This is a genomic window from Arcicella sp. GW821-FHT09D11 (assembly GCF_059416265.1).
The window spans coordinates 146,499-165,591 of sequence record NZ_JBWKOV010000002.1 but is presented as its reverse complement, the minus strand read 5'-3'; the positions used below and the strand labels follow the sequence as shown (position 1 = coordinate 165,591).

Genomic DNA, 19,093 nt, shown 5'->3' with positions numbered 1-19,093 from the left:
TTGATAGTTTTTTTCTAATTTTGCACAAAACTATCAAGACTTGAAATCCTTCCAACAATATATTCATTCACAAAATCCTGCACGATTTATTCAATCATGCAGGATTTTGCGTTTAGTCAAATCATACTCTTTCCTCAGAATAGCCTTTTTAATCATATCGGGGTATTTATTTTTCATTCCTAACACCCTTGCCAAAGACACCGTTGGTCCAAGCAACGCTTATTATTTAGTGCATGACTACCGAGATGACTGGCAGGTATTTGATGAACGCTATAAAGCCTATGTACCCTATGTTCGTGAACTCCATAAAGACTATAATTCATTTAGCTTGTTTTGTGATATAGAAAATTATAAAACTTATAAAATTCTGTATTACTCATCCAAAGAAAATTACCTATTCATTAATGCTTCCTTACAACAACAATTGCCCATTAATAAATGGGTTGTTTTAGATGTTGACAGCTTGCAGAGAGTCTATAAAAAAACGAAACTATTTCTTACAATTTATGGTAGCAATACCAATATTGAAGAATTGATGGTTTATGTAGGAAATAGAATATCTAGAACTCAGGAAACATTTGAATTATCTGAGTCTTTATTAACCATTATTCCACGTGATATTTCCTCTTTCCAAAACTTTTTTGTGATTGGCTTATTCTTACTGGTAGGTGCTTACGCATTTTTGTATAATTATCAGCCAAAATCTTTCGAGCGTTTTTTTAATCCCAAAGACTTGCTGACAATTAGTGTACGAGATGATTCATTTATCGTAAACAAGCCTTTTGATTTAGGGAATCTACTGTTTGTCATAAACCTTAGTTTTACAATCGGCTTTATTTTTATGCTAGTCATTAATGAAAAGAACGATTTATTCTCTACTAGCAGTATCCTTCAAGAAGGAGAAACACTTGGCGTATTATTGAGTAACTTCTTAGTAATTTCTTCAATTATCTTTGGCGCATATATTTTTAAATATATCTCCTTAATGATTCTTTCAAACCTTTACAGGCTCGATAAAATCATCAATATTCACTTTTTTAAAATTATTCAAGCTTCAAGTATTTTTTTCCTGATTGTACTAATTATACTCACTTACAGTACGATATCAATACCTGAAATTACGGAAAATGCAGAAAAATATTTGTTCTTCCCTATTTCATTATTCTTTATCGGACGCCTAGCACTTTTATACTTTACGATAAATAAGATGACGGCACTAAAAAATCTGTATTTATTTTCGTACCTTTGCATCGTTGAATTAATACCGCTTATAGTAGGCATCCGTTTTGCACTCTAAATAATGTGATAATTCAACAAAAAAATGTTCTAAAAATAGCACATTAGCCCAAACAATAATCCAATCAAGTTTAACTGCATTGAGCATGAGCGAAATAGCATTAACCGCACATCCAGACAGATTAACCAAAGTAACCAGTATTTTAGTTACGCAAGCACGCCCAGCCGACGATAAATCACCATATTTTGAGTTGGAAAGAAGATACAATATCAAAGTTGATTTTCGCCCATTTATCGAAATTCAAGGCGTTGCTTTTAAGGACTTCCGGAAGCAAAAAATCAATATTCTTGATCATACTGCCATTATTTTTACTAGTCGTAATGCTGTAGATCATTTTTTTCGCATTTGTAAAGAAGCGCGTATAGAAGTACCAGCTGACATGAAATACTTCTGTATCACAGAACAGACTTCTAATTACTTGCAGAAATATATTGTAATACGTAAACGTAAGATTTTTACAGGAACAAAAACTGCTGCTGAATTACTTGAGTTAATCAAGAAACATAAAACTGAGAAGTTTTTATTTCCTTGTTCAGACAAGCGTCGTAGTGATATCCCAGAATTTATGGGAACAAACGATTTACAACTTACAGAGGCTGTAATGTATGAAACAGTTTCTTCAGATTTATCTGATTTAGAAAGCGTGTTTTATGATGTAATTGCATTTTTTAGTCCTTCTGGCATAAAATCTTTGTTTCATAATTTTCCAGATTTCAAGCAAAACAAAACAAGAATTGCTGCCTTTGGACCAACAACCGCAAAAGCAGTAACAGAAGCAGGCTTGATTTTGGATATTCAAGCGCCTCTTCCAAATGCCCCATCTATGACGGGTGCTTTAGAGCTTTATATCAAGAAAGCAAATAGTATTTAAGACTATTTAAAAGAATTCATAAAAGACCTGTGAGTAATATAAACTCATGGGTCTCTTTTTTTATCACCCATATCACAACAAATATTAATAAATTAGCGTTAGGAGTATCTATGAGATACATTTTTTAACGTAATTTATACAAATGTTTATTAGATTTGGAATTAAAGCCTGTATTTGACTTATTTGTACTTTTTTGAAAGACTATGCGAAAGAATTTACAATTTTTTACTATAATTCTACTGCTATTGGCAAACTATTCCGTCTTTGCTCAACAAGATGCACAGTTAAGCCAATATATGTTTAATCCACTATACATTAATCCAGCCACTGCTGGTACTGATGGTGTGATGAAATTTCAATTACATTACCGTAATCAATGGACAGCCTATCAAACTACTTATGATGGTTCGGGGTCGTTAGGAACACAGCTTTTTACAGCCTCAATGCCGTTAAATGGACTTCATAGTGGGCTTGGTATTCAGTTTGTAAACGACAAAACACCATCTGGTAGTGGTTATCAGAATATGTTGTTATCGTATTCTTATCAAATCGGGCTTAGAAATGGTTCGATTATTTCAATTGGTGTAAAGGGTGGTTTTCATACTAAAACATTTGATTCAAATTTCAGACCTGGTGAATCTGGAGACCCAATTGTGGATGCAGCCCTAAAAAAACTTAATGAAACCAAAGCCGACCTATCATTGGGGGTTTTATATAAAGCAGAGAATTATCAAATCGGGGTAAGCCTTAATCACGTAAATAATCCAAATTATAGTTTTGGTGTTGACAGAGCTAGTCAATATACCATCAAACAAGCCCTGAATGTAACGGCGAGTTATGATTATTATTTAAACGATGACGTAAAAGTTACTCCTACAGCCCTTTGGCGTAGTGATTTCGTAACAACGGCTTTAGAAGGAGGTGCGATTTTTACTTATACAGAAAAATATTGGTTGGGCGGCTCCTACCGACTAAACGATGCTGGTATCATTATTGCAGGTATTTCGATGTTGAATAACTCATTAAGATTGGGATATTCGCTAGATTTAACCACTGTTGGGCAAACAGCTAAGTCGCCTACATCGCACGAAGTATTAATAAGTTATGCCTTGCCAGCACCTAAATTATTTGGTGGAAAGAAGACACCTGTGCGTACACCAAGGTTCAGACATCAGTAGTTTTTTTTCTGTAAAATGTGCTTACAAAAACGTAAATAAACGATTGATGTATTTACAACAAAAAAAAATATTAACTTTGTTTTTGGGTTACTATAATAACCGAGTAAATAAGGTCGTTTTTAAGAAGATTTAACACTAAAAATGAATTTTATTACAATAAATATAAAGTACGATTATTAATACAACCATTATCAAAATTTAAGAGATCATTACCTTATTTTACTCACGGGTATCAATTAAAAAAGTTAAGACACTATGAATTACAGTGGAATTTACAGGAAAATATCCTTACTACTTTTAGTAGTTACTACTGTTTTGTTTTTGGATAGCTGTAGCTCTTCTGGTACTAGCAAATCGACTAGTAGTAGGGGAAGAAGTAGCAGGTCTAGAGGAGAACAGGTTGCCAAAGGCAAAAACGGTAAACGAAGTAGAAGTAGCAAAAAAGAAGATATTAAAATGGTTAATGGGGAAATTGCAGCTACTAGCCGTAAAGGTTGGAAGCAAACTACTCCACTAGGCATGGTTTTAATTCCGGCTGGCTCTTATATGATGGGGCAAGCGGATGAAGATATTGCTGCATCGTCAGTTGGTTTTAACAAACGTGTAACAGTCGTTCAATTTTATATGGACGACACAGAAATCACCAACAACGAATATCGTCAATTTACGGATGTAATGTTGACAGACTCAATCGCTGTACTAGGCGAAGAAAAAGTTATTTCTGAATATTATCCTGATACTACTGTATGGAGTAAAGACTTTACTTATCATAATGGTGACCCAATGACTGAATATTATTTCTCAAGCCCTGCTTTTGATATGTATCCAGTAGTGGGCGTAAGCTGGATTGCTGCAAGATATTTCTGCGACTGGCGAACAAAAGCTTATAACGATTACAGAACCTCTGAGGGAATGTATATTTCTCCAAGATTCCGCTTACCATCTGAAGCTGAATGGGAATGGGCTGCTCGTGGTGGAAAAGCTTCTGCTAAATATCCTTGGGGTAACCCTTACGTAGCGAACGTTAAAGGATGTTTGTTAGCCAACTTCAAGCCTCACAGAGGTAATTATGATGCAGATGGATATGCTTATACGGCTCCTGCAAACCAGTTCAATCCGAACGATTATGGTTTATATAACATGGCAGGAAACGTTGCCGAATGGTGCTTAGATGCTTATGCAGACAATGCTGTAGCAGTTACTTGGGACTTAAACACGATGAATGACGATAAAGACGAACCAAGAAAAGTTATTCGTGGCGGTTCATGGAAAGATGTTGCTTATTATCTTGAAACGGGTACTCGTTCTTATGAATATGAAACAAAGAAACGATCTTACATCGGCTTCCGTTGTGCCATGAATCATTTAGGACGTTCATCTGGAAAAGAATTCAGATAAAAGAAAAAACGATTTTAAATCGTAAGCGAGGGAATCCAGTCGTTAATTTACGACAACATTCTCTCGCTTCGTTTTGATAATCCCTTCACACATCAAATCATTCTCAAATCATATTACACTCAAAATCATTAAAAAGACAAATGGAAAGAATTATTAACGTTATCGCCAGTTTTGGTGCAGCAGTTGTTATCGTTGGTGCTTTATTTAAAATCTTACACTGGAATAATGCCAATGAAATGCTAATGGTTGGTATGTTTACTGAAGCATTTATATTTATATTATTTGGGGTATTGTATCTTTCTGCAAAGCCTGAGAAATTTTACGATTGGGAAAAAGTATATCCAGAATTATCTAAAGATTTTCAAGGTGAATTACCTAAAAGAAGTGTGGCAACTTCAACTGCAGGCGTTGGTTTAACAGCTAAAATGGATGAAATGTTAGCTAATGCTAAAATTACTCCAGATGTTTTTGAAAATTTAGGTAAAGGCATGAAGTCATTAACAGAAACGGTTTCAAAAATTGGAACAATTACTGATGCTACTGTAGCTACAAACGAATATGCTAAAAACGTAAAAGTTGCTGCTGGTACAATGACAGAAATGAACAAGGCTTATGGCGTAACGATGAGTGCAATGGGTGAAATGGCCAATGCTTCACAAGACGCTAAAGAATATCGTGTACAGTTCCAGAAAGTTACTCAAAACATGGGTGCATTGAATGCTGTATATGAATTAGAATTACAAGATACAAACAAGCATTTAAAAGCAATGAATGCTTTCTATGGCAACTTAACAGTAGCGATGGAAAACATGGCTGATGCAAGTAAAGATACTCAGCAGTTTAAGCAAGAATTAGCCAAATTGACTTCTAACTTAACTTCACTAAACAATGTTTATGGAAGTATGTTAACAGCCATGAAAGGGAACTAATTTAAGAAACATATCCGTCTTTGATAGTTTAATACTAATCAAGACAAAATGTTGAAAAAAAACTTAAACAAAAACTCCTACAAGTAGATAAGAAAATGGCTGGAATGAAAGAAACGCCCCGTCAGAAGATGATTGGGATGATGTATTTGGTGCTCACAGCTTTACTTGCATTGCAAGTGAGCGATGCCCTTTTACAAAAATTTGTACTATTAAATAATAGCTTAGAAGCAGCGAATGGCTCTGCTGTTCAAAAAAATAACCAAACTGTTGAAGGGATTAAGGCAAAAGTAAATGATTCGCCTAATCCTGCTCAATATGCTGATATCATCAGACAAGCGCAAGAAGTACGTAAGCTTTCTGACGCGATGGTTGGTGAATTAGATAATTTGAAAGGTACTATCGTTGAACAAACGGGTGGTATAGATCCAGAAACAGGTGCTTATGTCGGCATGAAAGAAACCGAAAAAGTATATGAGATAATGATCGGGGGTAAAAAGAATGGATTAGCTTATGGCTTAAAAACTCAGCTTGATAATTTTGTCACTAAAATAGCAACTTATAGTGATAAAAATACGAAGTTTGAACCGCTTGCTCTTTCAGGAAAAGAAGACCCTGCGGTAGCTAAGGATGCTAACAATAAAAATAAAGATTTCGCTGAATTGAACTTTGCTGAAACGCCAGTACCTGCTGCTTTAGCAACGTTAAGTCAGAAACAATCTGAAATTCGTCGTTACGAAAGTACTATTTTAGGTCAATTAGCAGAGAAAGTAGGTATCAAAGACATCAAGTTCGATAAAATATTAGCCATGGTTTCTGCAAAATCTAATACTGTAGTAGCTGGGATGGATTATGAAGCTGAAATGTTTATTGCAGCTTATTCAAGTGGAATTACGCCTAGAATGAGCTTCAATGGTGCTGGTGTACCTGTAAGAGACGGTAAAGGTCAGATTAAGTTTAAGGCACAGGGCGGTCAATACGACAGCCGTGGACTTTCAAAGAAAACTTATTCGGCTAGTATCTCATTCAATGGTCCTAACGGTCCTGAAACTAGAACCCTTAATGGTGAATACTTTGTCTTAAAACCAACTTATAATATCGAAGCAGGTAGCTTACCTCCGTTGTATTTAGGTTGTGCCAACAAATTGAGCATTGTAAGTCCAGGCTTAGGTGCTTTATGGCAACCAAGCTTTAGTGCCAATGGTGCTGAGGTTATTGCCGCTGGTGGTGGTAAAGTGACTGTAGTACCAAGTGCTGCTTCTGTAGAATTAAACATCAACAATGGTGGTATTCTATTAGGAACAGAGAAATTCAGAGTTAGAAGAGTACCAAGACCTGAAGTGAAAATCTTCGGTGGTGGTGGTGAATTAGATGAAAAGCGTGGTGCTAGTGCAAGTGGTTTAAGAAGTGTTGAAGCAAGAGCAATTGCCGATGAATCATTCAAAGCAACCAATCCTGACGATGCTCAATACCGTGTATCAGAAATTTATGTAGCTTTAGCAAGAGGCTCTAAAAAAGTTGCTGACATTACATTACCTGGTGCTGGAAGTATTAGTTCATTAGCGCAGAGTGCTCAAGCTGGAGACCGTTACTATATCGAGGTAAAAGGTGTTCAACGAAAAAACTTTAAAGGTGTAATAGAAACTATTCCATTTCAAATGGTAAAGAATATTCCATTAAACTAATCTCATATTTTGTATAGACGACATTAATTTATACAAAATTTGTGGTAGCTATAAGTTTACAAGTATTTGATAATCAAGCTTAGTGTAAAACTTGTAATGATAATAACATTATGAAAAATTTAATCAAAATTACCGGAGCAATTGTTCTTAGTTTGGTTTCTTGTTCGCTGGTAACAGCACAAGAAAAAGACATTAGAGGAAAAAATCCCGACTCTGTACGTCCTATCGATGATTCTAATATCATGTGGAAGATGCGTTTATGGAGAAGAATGGATTTGAATGAAAAGCAAAATCAACCTTTTTTCTCTAAAGGAAACGAGATTACCAAATATTTAATGGAATGGGTTCAGAGTGGGGTTTTGCAACCTTACAGAAACGATTCATTAAAAACGAAGATTTCTAAAGAAGATTTTCTAAAGAACTTGGTTGTTGAAAACTCTATCGGAGACAATGCCCTTTCTGATGCTGAAAGAGCTGCAGGATTCGGTGCTGAAAGTACTGCTACCACAGGGGCTGATGATGGCTGGGGAGACCCTAAACCTGCGGCAAATGGTGCTAAAGCTCCTGCTAAGCCTGCCAGTGAAACGGGAGATTTGTATTTCGCTAAAGAGCTTTCTATCATAGAAATCAGAGAAGATGCTATTTTTGATAAACAGCGCTCTCGTTTATACTATGATATTCAAGCTATCACAATCATTATTCCTGCTAATAAAACGGCAGCTGGTTTTGATAAGACTGTAGCGTCATTCAAATACAAGGATTTAGATAAATTATTCAGAAGCAACCCAAATTGTATATGGTATAATGCTCAAAACGAAGCTCAACATAAAAATATGGCAGATGCTTTCGATTTACGTTTATTCCATGCTAGACTTACCAAAAAAGGGAACCCTGAGGATAAAAGCTTAGACGAATTTTATGGAGGAGAAAAACAAGGGCTAATCCAATCTCAACAATTAGAATACAAATTGATGGAAATGGAACATAATCTTTGGGAATATTAATCCAAGAATAATATCATAAAAAAAGCGAGTGGAAAATTTCCATTCGCTTTTTTTATGACTTCTCAATCAATCTAGACTAGATGAATTGATTGATGATATTTTCAAATAATTCTTGCTTACCGCTAGTAACTTTAGGTTCACCAACTTCAAAAGCATAACTTCTTAAATCTTCTAAAGTTAATTTACCAGCTTCGTAGTCAGCACCTTTACCGCCATCAAAAGAAGCATAACGGTCTTTACGCAATTTCTTGTAAGATGATTTCTCTAAGATGTTATCAGCAATGACTAATGCACGAGCAAAAGCATCCATACCACCGATATGAGCCAAGAAAATATCGTCTAAATCAGTTGAATTACGACGTGTCTTAGCATCAAAATTGATACCTCCTTGTGTGATTCCTCCAGCCTCTAAGATAATCAACATAGACTCAGCTAATTCATTTAAATTAGTAGGGAATTGGTCAGTATCCCATCCGTTTTGATAATCTCCACGGTTAGCATCCATACTACCCAACATATTGTTGTCAGCAGCTACTTGTAATTCATGTTGGAATGTATGACCAGCTAAAGTAGCGTGGTTTACTTCTAAATTCAACATAAAATCATTTTCTAAACCGTATTCTTTCAAGAAGCCGATTACGGTAGCAGAGTCAAAATCGTATTGGTGTTTAGTTGGCTCACATGGCTTAGGTTCGATGAAGAATTTACCAGTAAATCCGTTTTTACGAGCATAATCACGCGACATCGTTAAGAAACGTCCTAAGTGAGCTAATTCACGTTTCATATCAGTGTTCAACAATGTCATATAACCTTCACGACCACCCCAGAACACATAGTTTTCACCGCCTAAAGCAATCGTAGCATCAATAGCATTTTTTACTTGTGTACCTGCATGTGCCAATACTGAAAAATCAGGGTTAGTAGAAGCCCCATTCATATAACGTGGGTTAGAGAATACGTTGGCAGTACCCCATAATAATTTCACACCACTTGAAGCTTGTTTTTGTTTTGCATAATCTACAATTGCTTGCATATTGCTTTCGTATTCTGATAAAGAACTTCCTTCATCTACTAAGTCAATATCATGAAAACAATAGTATGGAGCACCAATTTTAGTAATGAATTCAAAGGCTGCATCCATTTTATCTTTAGCTCTTCCTACGATTTCATTTTTTGCATCCCAAGGAAATACTTTTGTTCCAGGACCAAAAGGATCAGCACCAGTTCCACAGAAAGTATGCCAATAAGCAATTGCAAAACGCATTTGCTCTTTCATTGTTTTGCCTCCAATAATACGATTTTCATCATACCATTTGAACGCTAAAGGGTTATCAGACTCTCTTCCTTCAAATTGTATTTTACCAATTCCTGCGAAATACTCTTTGTCGCCTAACGTGATGTTTGCCATTGTCTTTGTTATTGATTGTTTAATTTGTTTAGTCGGTATAAATATGTGTTCTATACTGTTCTATAAATTTAATGCAAAAATACTATTACATCTAAGAAACACAAAAAATGTTTCTCATTATTTGAAATTATTTTTATTCGAAGTAGAAGACATTCTTAAATCTTGTTAAAATGGATAATAAAATAGTATTATAACGTTCATATAAACCTGTCTAAGAGTATTTTATCTCAATGATATCTCCAAAAAATGCAACCAACAAAAATACAATTATACATCAATATAATGATATTTATATTGATTTTTAACCCTATTTAATTAAATGAAGCATTCAAAACATAAATAATTCGTTGTAAAGGCTTTAAAAAGTCTTGTAACAGATAAATATTCCAGATTTGGTTAATATCCTTTCCATAAGTCTTTATATAAGTTATACGGGTTATGAATGGATATTTGTTCGGCTGTTCCTGCTATTAAATTTTCTATACCATAATATGCTATAGATTTTCGTAACTTTGTATCAATATTAAATTTTAACCTGCGCAAATTCCATAATGATCTCTCGTCTTGTAATTATACCGACATACAACGAAATTGAAAACATTGAATCCATTGTCCGTAAAGTAATGAGTTTAGAACCAAGTTTTGACTTACTAATTGTTGATGATGGTTCACCAGATGGTACTGGGATGAAAGTAAAAGAACTTCAAGATGAATTCGGTAAAAATCGTTTGCATTTACAAGAAAGAATAGGGAAGTTGGGTTTAGGTACTGCCTATATTCATGGGTTTAAATACGCTCTTGCAAATAATTATGAATATATCTTTGAAATGGATGCAGACTTTTCGCATAATCCCGAAGATTTAGTAAAGCTTTATAATGCTTGTATAGAGGGTTCTGATATGGCTATTGGTTCACGCTATATAAGTGGGGTAAACGTTGTCAATTGGCCAATGGGAAGGGTTCTAATGTCTTATTTTGCGGGTTATTACGTTCGCTTTATCACAGGAATGCCGATAATGGATGTAACAGCAGGATTTAAATGTTATCACTCCAAAGTGTTAAAGACAATTAATCTTGATAAGATTAAATTTGTTGGTTATGCTTTTCAGGTAGAAATGAAATTTACAGCATGGAAGTATGGATTTAAGATTGCCGAGATACCTATCATTTTTACCGATAGAACCAAAGGCGTTTCTAAAATGTCGGCTAATATTTTCAAAGAGGCTATTCTCGGGGTTATTCAAATGAAGGTTAATAGCTTTTTCAAAAACTACAAGCATTCATAAAATCATTGAAAATGGTTAAACAATGGAATATAATCATATCAAAGCAATACATATCATTTTTGTAACAAGTTGGTTCGCTGGGCTTTTTTATTTACCTCGCTTATTTGTTTACCACACTGAAGCGAATGAGAAGCCTGAGCCTGAACGACAAATCCTGCAGAAAGAGTATAAACGAATGCAAAAAGTACTCTTTAACGCTATTATGGTTCCTGCCATGTGGCTAACAATCATAACGGGAACTACAATGATTTACTGGTTATGGTGGGATAGTTTTACTTCACAAAGTTGGCTTCATTTAAAATTAGGGTTTGTACTAGGCTTAGTGAGTTATCATTTTTTTTGTCGAAAATTAATCTTAGAGCTCAGAGAAGATAAATTCAGGTTTACAGGATTTCAGTTAAGATTATTCAATGAAGTAGCTACCATCTTTTTATTTGCCATTGTATTTATCGTCGTTTTAAAGAATACAGTCGATTGGATTTGGGGAATTATTGGTTTAGTCATTTTTGCTATATTGATAATGTCAGCAGTCAGAATTGTTAAATCAATCAGAGAGAAAAAGAAGTAAATTTCGTTTGCATTATATAACAAGAAAGGGATGGCAATTGCCATCCCTTTCTTGTTTACGCTACATTATTGATATTAATATCCAGGATTTTGTTTTAAAACATCTTTTCCTTGTCTATCAATTTGAGTTGCAGGAATTGGTAAAACTTCGTATTTACCAGCAGTAAATTTGGCACCACCAAGCGCTACTTTCAGAATATTACCTTCATACGCAAAGTATTTGTTAAGTTCAGTCTCAGCAACACCCCAACGAACTAAGTCAAAGAAACGGTGACCTTCACCCGAAAGCTCTAATTTACGTTCGAAACGAATTGCTGTAGTAGCAGCAGCTTTGCTTCCGAATGTACCGTATGTAGTAATTACATATTTAGCAGCAGGATTTCCGTCAGCACCTTTCACAAAACCAGCTTGGTTAGAAGCACGGTTACGAACTAGGTTTACATATTCAGTAGCTTTTGCTAATGATCCAACTTCTACTTCAGCTTCAGCAGCCATTAACAATATGTCAGCATAACGAATGATATTATAGTTCATTGCAGCATAACCTCTTGTCCAAGAACTACCATCTGTCAAAGTTCCTTCTTGAGATTTGTAATAAACAAATTTCTTAGTAGAGTATGGACCACCCCAGCTTTGAGAACGAATCCAAGAAGCACCTGGGAATGGACCGTAATCTAAATATGGAATGCCACGGCGACCTACAGAGTGATCTAAACGAGGATCTAGATTTCCTGCATCTGGAGTAAATGGATCACTTGATACTAAACCATGGTCATTTTTCACAGCATTAGCAGCAGAGTTGTAAGAACCATCCAATAAAGGCAGACCGTTAGCATCTGTACGGAATGAGTTTACTAACTCAAAACTTGGCTGGAAGAAACCACAACATCCACCCGGAGCAGCAGCACCACCATAAGGGAAGTTCAAGTCATTTTCAGGGTTTGCATTGTTCACACTACCAGTGTTAGCAGCAGCTTGGATAGAAAATACAGATTCTTCGTTGTTATCGTTAGCAGCGTTGAATACATCAGCATATTTAGCAACTAAACCATATTTTTTACCGTTTGCTGTTTTACCATTGGCTATAATTTGGTCAAATAGAGCTTTAGCATCTGTATATTTCTTTTGGTACATATATACTTTAGCTAAATACGCAGTAGCAGCCCATTTATTAGCTCTACCTGCAGCAATTTGCGTTTCAGGTAAAGCAGCCATTGCAGCCTTAAAGTCAGCTTCGATTTTTGGCCAAAGGTCACTATCGTTTTTAATCTTTTCGATACCTGTACCATAATCTACTGTTTCATCAACGTAAGGAGCAAAATTAAACAAACGCTTTAATTCAAAATAGTAGTGACCTCTCAAGAATTTAGCTTCTGCTAGAATCCTCGCTTTGTCAGCAGCAGTTACCGCAGGATCAGCATTAGCTATTAAACGAATAACAGCATTTGCTCTACTGATACCTTCATATTTTGCTTTCCAAGTATCTTCAACATCACTTGCAGTTGCAATTGTTTCGAAGCGTTGGATTGGGTTGATAGCACCATAGTCACCAGATTCAGTTCCTTTGTTGGCTTCTCCACCCAAGATACTTCCATATACCCAGTTAGTTGATGATGCAAGACGAGAAAATCCACGTCCATTCAACATACTGTAACCTCCCATTAATGTACCTTCTAACCCTGCTTTTGAAGTCAAAAGTGCAGCTGTTAATTGTCCAGTTGGAGCTACTTCCAAAAAGCTGTCTTTACACCCAACTACTAAAATAGCAGATAAGAGGGCTGTACCGACAAGTGTTTTACCAATTATATTTATTTTCATTTGAGTTTTTCTATTTTTTAGTTGAACATAATTTCCTAATCTTCTAGCAACAAGATATTAGAAACCAAGTTTTACTGACAAGTTATAGCTTCTTGTTACTGGATAGTTACCGATATCGATACCGAAGTTAGTATCTGCTTGTCCACCAACTTGAGGGTCAAGACCTGAATAACCTGTTATTGTAAATAAGTTGTTAGTTGAGAAAGCAATCCTCAGTTTTTTCATATTCAACTTATTCAAAGTAGCTTTAGGCAAATTATATCCTAAGGTCAAGTTAGTCATTCTTAAATAAGAACCGTTTTCAACATACCAAGAGTTTGGTTGCGTATCAGTACTAAAGTTAGATACGTTTTCGAAAATTGGCGAAGCAGCATTTAAGTTAGTAGGAGTCCAAGAGTTTCTAACAGCATCAGCTTTTGCTGAACCTGGGAATGTTGAACCGAACATTGTATACCATTTCGTCTGATTGAAGATTTGGTTTCCAAGAGAAGTGTACAAATATGTTTCAATATCAAAACTCTTGTAAGTAACTTTTAAGTTGATACCACCAGTAAATGTTGGAATTGGACTTCCTAATACAGTACGGTCATCAGCAGTAATTGCACCATCACCATTTATATCAGCATAACGGAAACGACCTGCACCAGCACCATCTTGCGTTGGAGCACCTGCAGCCTCAGCAGCATCTTTAAAGTAACCTAATACTTTATATCCATAGAAAGAAGCCATAGAGTAACCAACCATGTTACGTGTTGGAGCGATACTTAAACGGTTTGTTGGAGGAGTTACATCAAAGTAATCAGTACCAGGTGCTAATGCTGTAATTTTGTTACTTAACAATGACCCATTAATCGTAAAGTCATATTTTAAGTCCCGGCTAAAACTACCATGATTAACAATCTGTAAATCAATTCCTTGGTTACGCATATTTGCGATGTTTACAGACGGAGCTGCTGCCAAAACCCCTACTACTGCTGGAATTGGTACTTGGAATAATAAGTCTTTTGTATCTTTTCTCCAGAAGTCTAATTGAATTTCATACTTACCATTCAAGATAGAAGCATCAATACCAAGGTTCGAAGTTTCTGCAGTTTCCCATTTTGCATTTGGGTTACCAATACGGCTTCTATAAAAACCTTCTGCAACTCCTGTATTTGATCCACTAACATCATACGCAGCAAGACCAATACTTGAAGAGTATAAACTAAATTGATTATTTGGGTTAACGCTATTTGAATTACCCATTTGTCCCCAACCTGCTCTTATTTTCAAATCGTTGAAAAATACTAAGTCTTTCATGAAGTCTTCAGAAGACAGTCTCCATGCAGCAGAGAATGCAGGGAATACTCCGTAACGATTGTTTGCACCAAAACGAGAAGCACCATCACGACGCACAACAGCTGTTAAGAAATAGCGACTATTATAAGAATAATTTGCTTGACCAAATAATGAGTAGAAATTTACACCGCTAAATAATCCACCTGAAACATTTTTGCCTGATGAAATTGTTGTTAAGCTTAGGTAATCAAGGCTTGTAGTAAATGGATCTTGTCCGAATCCTTCAATATTTCTACCTGCTCCATCATTTAAAGATTCTATACCAGCTAAAGCATCAATACCATGAAGACCAAATTTCTTTTTGTAGTTCACTTGGTTTGTCCATATCCAGTTATATGAATATGCACTTCCTTCTCTTAATGCATTCTTACCTGCACTTGGCTCAGAGTTACCATGGTCAACGAATGTATAATCTTGATAAGTACCAAAGTTAACACCTCCACCAAAACTAGTTCTCAATGTCAATTCAGGTAATACATCATATTCAGCATATATGTTACCAAAGCCACTCAAACCAAATACATTATCTTTAGAGTTTAATGTCAAGCCTTGAACTGGGTTACGAGGGTTACTAAAACCACCCGCCGCCGAGCCAGCATATCCACCGAATACGTCATAAACTGGGATGATTGTTGGCATACGTTGAGCATCTAATAAATAACTCTCTTCTTGTGCAATACCAGCACCACCACCACCACCAGCTAAACCTTTTGTTTGGCGGTAAGTAAATTGTAAGTTTTCACCGATACGTAATTTCTTAGTAACATCAAATTCAGAGTTAGCACGGAAGTCATAACGTCTGAACTGATTGAATTTCAAGATACCTGCTTGCTCTTGAACACCTAAGCCAAAATAGAAACGACTTGATTCTGTACCACCTGAAAAACCTAAGTTATGTCTTGTGATTGGAGCAGTACGAGTAATTTCTTTATACCAATCAGTACCTGATTTGTTAGCAGCCATTACTAAATATAAATCACCTGCTAAGGGGTTATTTTGGTATTTTAATCTTTCAGCGGCTAAATCAATAGTACCAACAAGACCTTTTATTCCATCTGATGGTCTTCCTACCAATAAGTAGTCAGGAATTACTGGCGTTGTTCCTTTGCCATACTGTACATGTGAAGGAGTTTGTCCAGCATTTCTCATGGCAGCAAAATCCCAAGTAGCTTGATCTAGCGGGTTTAACATTTGAATACCAGTACCCGGATCAGTAACACCATACATACCATCGTAACTTACTTCTAAAGGACGAGCTTTTTTAGTTCCTTTTTTAGTAGTATATACAATTACCCCAGCGGCAGCTCTTGCACCATAGATAGAAGCCGCAGCAGCATCTTTTAATACTGTTGTTGTCTCAATATCATCTGGAGCTAGAAAATCTGTATTTTGTGTTGGCACACCATCAACAACATATAATGGGTTGTTACTAGTAAATGAACCAAAACCACGTACACGTACAATACTTGTAGTACCCGGCTGACCACTCGTAATTACAGTTACCCCTGAAACTTTACCTTGTAATTGCTGTTCGATATTACCTGAAGGAACGGCTGATAAATCTTTCGCTTTTACTGTTGAAATAGCAGCTGTTGATTCTTTCTTGTTTGAACTAGAGTAACCCGTCACAATTACTTCATCAAGAGCAGAAACATCTTCCGCTAAAATAACATCTACAGTACTCTGTACACCCACTTTAACTTCAGTGCTTTTATAGCCAATTGCTGAAATTAACAAAACATCTTTACCTGATTTGAGATTGATGGCAAAACTACCACTTGCATCGGTTGAAACCCCAGTTTGGGTACCTTTTAGAAGAACTGAGACTCCAGGAATACCCTGACCATCTCCGCCAGTAACTTTTCCTGTTACTCGTCTGTCCTGTGCCATTGTCAAGAACGTACTTAATAAAAAGACGCACGACAAAAGCATACTCTTCCATGTAGAGTAAAATTTTGTGTTCATAATAAAATTGGGTTTTTGATTGAAAAAATTAGATTTTTGGTCGAAAATCCTTGTAAATATATGCTTATTTTAATTCCATAACAAAACGATTATATATATTCTAATAATTTATTTCATTTTAATTTGATGAAGCTATATTCTTAATGTATCATTTTGATAATATTTATTGTATCATTTTGATACTTTTTATAAATAAAAAAATATTAACCAGTATTATTTTAACATTTTATAACACATTGATTATCAGCACATTAGTATTATTTATGTTTTTTTAGTATTATATTCTTATTTGACAAAATAATATTATTTAAGCTAATTTAAGCCAATTAAAAAGTTTTTTAGATATAGAGCGTTACTATTAAAATAATTTAAAAATAAGAAAAATCTATTTTTTTACAGAGAAGCCAACAAACCCGTACAGCATTTATTTTACAATTTTCTTGTAAAAATCTAAGTAAAATTTTTCCAAAATGGTGGTTATTTTATTTAGTAAATTTGTACTTTAAATAAAATGATATGGATGAGTTTGATTATAAAAGTGCTTTGGCTAAAGTTCCAGAACTTCCGGGGGTATATAGATATTTCGATGAAGAAGGAACTGTTATTTATGTAGGAAAAGCCAAAAATTTAAAGAATAGAGTAAGTAGTTATTTTGCCAAATCGAATCAGCATGATAGAAAGACAAAACGTTTAGTTAGTCAAATCAAAAATCTTGAATTTACCATTGTTCACACTGAATTCGATGCCTTACTTTTAGAAAATACACTTATCAAAAAGTTTCAACCTAAATATAATATTTTGTTGAGGGATGATAAGATGTACCCTTTTATTTGTGTGACCAATGAGCCTTTCCCCAAAATTATTACCATCAGAAGGGTGGATAAAAAAATGGGGACTTTCTTTGGACCTTTTGCTAATCAGAAAGCGATGTATGCTATCCTTGAAATGTTTAATCAGCTGTACACTTTCCGAACGTGCAATTTGAACCTTAATCATAAAAATATTGAAGACAGAAAGTTTAAAGTATGCTTAGAATACCATATTGGTAATTGTAAGGGTCCATGTGAAGCACTACAAACTGAAAAAGATTATCTAAAGGAAATAGACCAAGCTAAGAATATTTTGAAAGGCAATATGAGCCTTCCTAAGCAATATTTTGAAGAAAAAATGCAAGAGGCAGCCTCTAAGTTAGCCTTTGAAGAAGCACAGGAATTCAAAGAAAAACTAGCTTATCTTGTTAATTTTCAAAGTAAATCAACGGTGGTAAATCCTAACATTAGGGATGTTGATGTATTTTCAATTGTTTCAGATGAAAATGCTTTCTATTTTAATTTCATGAAAGTATTGAATGGTTTTATCACGCAGACTCAGTCGTTAGAAGTAAAGAAAAAGTTGGATGAAACCGATGAAGATATATTGACCATGATGGTATGGGAGATGCGTGATAAGTATGAAAGCGAAGCGAAAGAGGTAATTACTAATATCCCCTTGTCAGTTGAGTTGAAAGGAGTTGAAAATACCATTCCACAAATTGGAGATAAGAAAAAGCTTTTGGAGATGTCTTTGAAAAATGTGCTATACTTTAAGAAAGAAAAAGCCGACCGACAAGCCTCTGAGGAAAGTGCAGGTGATGCAAAAATGAGGATTTTGCTTACCTTAAAGAATGATTTGCAATTAAAATCAATACCACGCCACATAGAGTGTTTTGATAACTCTAATATTCAAGGCACAAACCCTGTATCGGCAATGGTGTGTTTTAAGAATGGGATACCTTCTAAAAAAGATTATCGACATTTTACCCCAAAAACAGTTGAGGGTCCTAATGATTTTGCTACCATGCACGAGGTAGTTACGCGGAGGTATTCAAGATTACTGCAAGAAGAGGCAGATTTGCCTGATTTGATTATTATTGATGGTGGCAAAGGACAATTAAGTGCTTCGGCAGATGCATTGAAAAACTTGGGACTCTATGGAAAAATTCCGATTATTGGTATCGCCAAACGACTAGAAGAAATTTATTTCCCAGAAGATAGCATTCCACTATACATTGATAAAAAGTCGGAATCACTCAAGTTAATACAACGTCTTCGTGATGAAGCCCATAGATTTGGTATTACTAAACACAGAGATAAGCGTTCTAAAAACTTTATCATTAGTCAATTAGAAAGCATTGATGGTATCGGAAAAAATACAGCCGAAAAACTATTGAAGCACTTTGGTACTGTAAGTAATATTTATAAGGCTACTTCGGAGGAATTAGAAACCCTATTAGGCAGAGCAAAAGCGTTAAAATTAAAAGAGCAATTAAAAGTAATTAACGACCAATAATAGCTGTCATTATAACATCATTCT

General features: G+C 35.2%; 13 protein-coding genes. 10 read left to right on the top strand and 3 right to left on the bottom strand.

Features of this window, described 5'->3' with window-relative positions:
• The first annotated feature begins 40 nt into the window (after positions 1 to 40).
• From AC07N0_RS06100 to porN, 7 genes are all read left to right on the top strand, one after another.
• Complete coding sequence (locus tag AC07N0_RS06100) at positions 41 to 1,297, top strand: DUF4271 domain-containing protein (RefSeq protein WP_494588501.1); 1,257 nt, start codon at positions 41 to 43, stop codon at positions 1,295 to 1,297.
• Between the two features lie 85 nt (positions 1,298 to 1,382).
• Positions 1,383 to 2,168 carry a uroporphyrinogen-III synthase gene (locus AC07N0_RS06095; protein ID WP_323247079.1) on the top strand — a complete coding sequence of 262 codons (786 nt, stop codon included), beginning with the start codon at positions 1,383 to 1,385 and terminating at the stop codon, positions 2,166 to 2,168.
• Positions 2,169 to 2,371: 203 nt separating this feature from the next.
• Positions 2,372 to 3,346 (top strand): PorP/SprF family type IX secretion system membrane protein, encoded by a 975-nt coding sequence (locus AC07N0_RS06090; protein ID WP_494588500.1) that lies wholly within the window; start codon positions 2,372 to 2,374, stop codon positions 3,344 to 3,346.
• 255 nt (positions 3,347 to 3,601) lie between these two features.
• Positions 3,602 to 4,744, top strand: coding sequence for a T9SS ring complex lipoprotein PorK/GldK (gene porK / locus AC07N0_RS06085; protein WP_492801473.1), 1,143 nt, complete (start codon positions 3,602 to 3,604; stop codon positions 4,742 to 4,744).
• A 140-nt stretch (positions 4,745 to 4,884) separates the two neighbouring features.
• Positions 4,885 to 5,673 (top strand): type IX secretion system motor protein PorL/GldL, encoded by a 789-nt coding sequence (gene porL, locus AC07N0_RS06080; protein WP_494588499.1) that lies wholly within the window; start codon positions 4,885 to 4,887, stop codon positions 5,671 to 5,673.
• Between the two features lie 104 nt (positions 5,674 to 5,777).
• Positions 5,778 to 7,355: a type IX secretion system motor protein PorM/GldM gene (gene porM, locus AC07N0_RS06075; protein WP_494588498.1), complete on the top strand. Its 1,578-nt coding sequence runs from the start codon at positions 5,778 to 5,780 to the stop codon at positions 7,353 to 7,355.
• 110 nt (positions 7,356 to 7,465) lie between these two features.
• Positions 7,466 to 8,359: a type IX secretion system ring subunit PorN/GldN gene (gene porN, locus AC07N0_RS06070; protein ID WP_492801467.1), complete on the top strand. Its 894-nt coding sequence runs from the start codon at positions 7,466 to 7,468 to the stop codon at positions 8,357 to 8,359.
• Positions 8,360 to 8,435: 76 nt separating this feature from the next.
• Here porN and xylA read toward each other — a convergent pair whose 3' ends face one another.
• A complete protein-coding gene (xylA, locus tag AC07N0_RS06065; protein ID WP_309922480.1) occupies positions 8,436 to 9,767 on the bottom strand; it encodes a xylose isomerase in 1,332 nt (443 codons plus the stop codon).
• A gap of 551 nt (positions 9,768 to 10,318) precedes the next feature.
• Here xylA and AC07N0_RS06060 point away from each other — a divergent pair.
• Together AC07N0_RS06060 and AC07N0_RS06055 are read left to right on the top strand one after the other, a co-directional pair.
• On the top strand, positions 10,319 to 11,053 hold the full coding sequence (locus AC07N0_RS06060; RefSeq protein WP_494588497.1) for a polyprenol monophosphomannose synthase: 735 nt from the start codon (positions 10,319 to 10,321) through the stop codon (positions 11,051 to 11,053).
• Between the two features lie 22 nt (positions 11,054 to 11,075).
• Complete coding sequence (locus AC07N0_RS06055; protein WP_494588496.1) at positions 11,076 to 11,621, top strand: CopD family protein; 546 nt, start codon at positions 11,076 to 11,078, stop codon at positions 11,619 to 11,621.
• Positions 11,622 to 11,695: 74 nt separating this feature from the next.
• Here the strand turns inward: AC07N0_RS06055 and AC07N0_RS06050 are convergent, their stop codons facing one another.
• Positions 11,696 to 13,438, bottom strand: a complete 1,743-nt coding sequence (locus AC07N0_RS06050; protein ID WP_494588495.1) for a RagB/SusD family nutrient uptake outer membrane protein — start codon at positions 13,436 to 13,438, stop codon at positions 11,696 to 11,698.
• 57 nt (positions 13,439 to 13,495) lie between these two features.
• Positions 13,496 to 16,741 carry a SusC/RagA family TonB-linked outer membrane protein gene (locus AC07N0_RS06045; RefSeq protein ID WP_494588494.1) on the bottom strand — a complete coding sequence of 1,082 codons (3,246 nt, stop codon included), beginning with the start codon at positions 16,739 to 16,741 and terminating at the stop codon, positions 13,496 to 13,498.
• 516 nt (positions 16,742 to 17,257) lie between these two features.
• Here AC07N0_RS06045 and uvrC point away from each other — a divergent pair.
• Entirely contained in the window at positions 17,258 to 19,069 is a 1,812-nt protein-coding gene (gene uvrC, locus AC07N0_RS06040) for an excinuclease ABC subunit UvrC (RefSeq protein ID WP_494588493.1), read from the top strand.
• Positions 19,070 to 19,093 lie beyond the last annotated feature (24 nt).

What these genes read in the sequence shown, in the direction of transcription:
- AC07N0_RS06095 (WP_323247079.1), top strand. Translation starts at nt 1,383, where the DNA reads ATGAGCGAAATAGCATTAACCGCACATCCAGACAGATTAACCAAAGTA.
- AC07N0_RS06050 (WP_494588495.1), bottom strand. Translation starts at nt 13,438, where the DNA reads ATGAAAATAAATATAATTGGTAAAACACTTGTCGGTACAGCCCTCTTA.
- porM (WP_494588498.1), top strand. Translation starts at nt 5,778, where the DNA reads ATGAAAGAAACGCCCCGTCAGAAGATGATTGGGATGATGTATTTGGTG.
- AC07N0_RS06045 (WP_494588494.1), bottom strand. Translation starts at nt 16,741, where the DNA reads ATGAACACAAAATTTTACTCTACATGGAAGAGTATGCTTTTGTCGTGC.
- porK (WP_492801473.1), top strand. Translation starts at nt 3,602, where the DNA reads ATGAATTACAGTGGAATTTACAGGAAAATATCCTTACTACTTTTAGTA.
- uvrC (WP_494588493.1), top strand. Translation starts at nt 17,258, where the DNA reads ATGGATGAGTTTGATTATAAAAGTGCTTTGGCTAAAGTTCCAGAACTT.
- AC07N0_RS06060 (WP_494588497.1), top strand. Translation starts at nt 10,319, where the DNA reads ATGATCTCTCGTCTTGTAATTATACCGACATACAACGAAATTGAAAAC.
- porN (WP_492801467.1), top strand. Translation starts at nt 7,466, where the DNA reads ATGAAAAATTTAATCAAAATTACCGGAGCAATTGTTCTTAGTTTGGTT.
- AC07N0_RS06090 (WP_494588500.1), top strand. Translation starts at nt 2,372, where the DNA reads ATGCGAAAGAATTTACAATTTTTTACTATAATTCTACTGCTATTGGCA.
- porL (WP_494588499.1), top strand. Translation starts at nt 4,885, where the DNA reads ATGGAAAGAATTATTAACGTTATCGCCAGTTTTGGTGCAGCAGTTGTT.
- xylA (WP_309922480.1), bottom strand. Translation starts at nt 9,767, where the DNA reads ATGGCAAACATCACGTTAGGCGACAAAGAGTATTTCGCAGGAATTGGT.
- AC07N0_RS06055 (WP_494588496.1), top strand. Translation starts at nt 11,076, where the DNA reads ATGGAATATAATCATATCAAAGCAATACATATCATTTTTGTAACAAGT.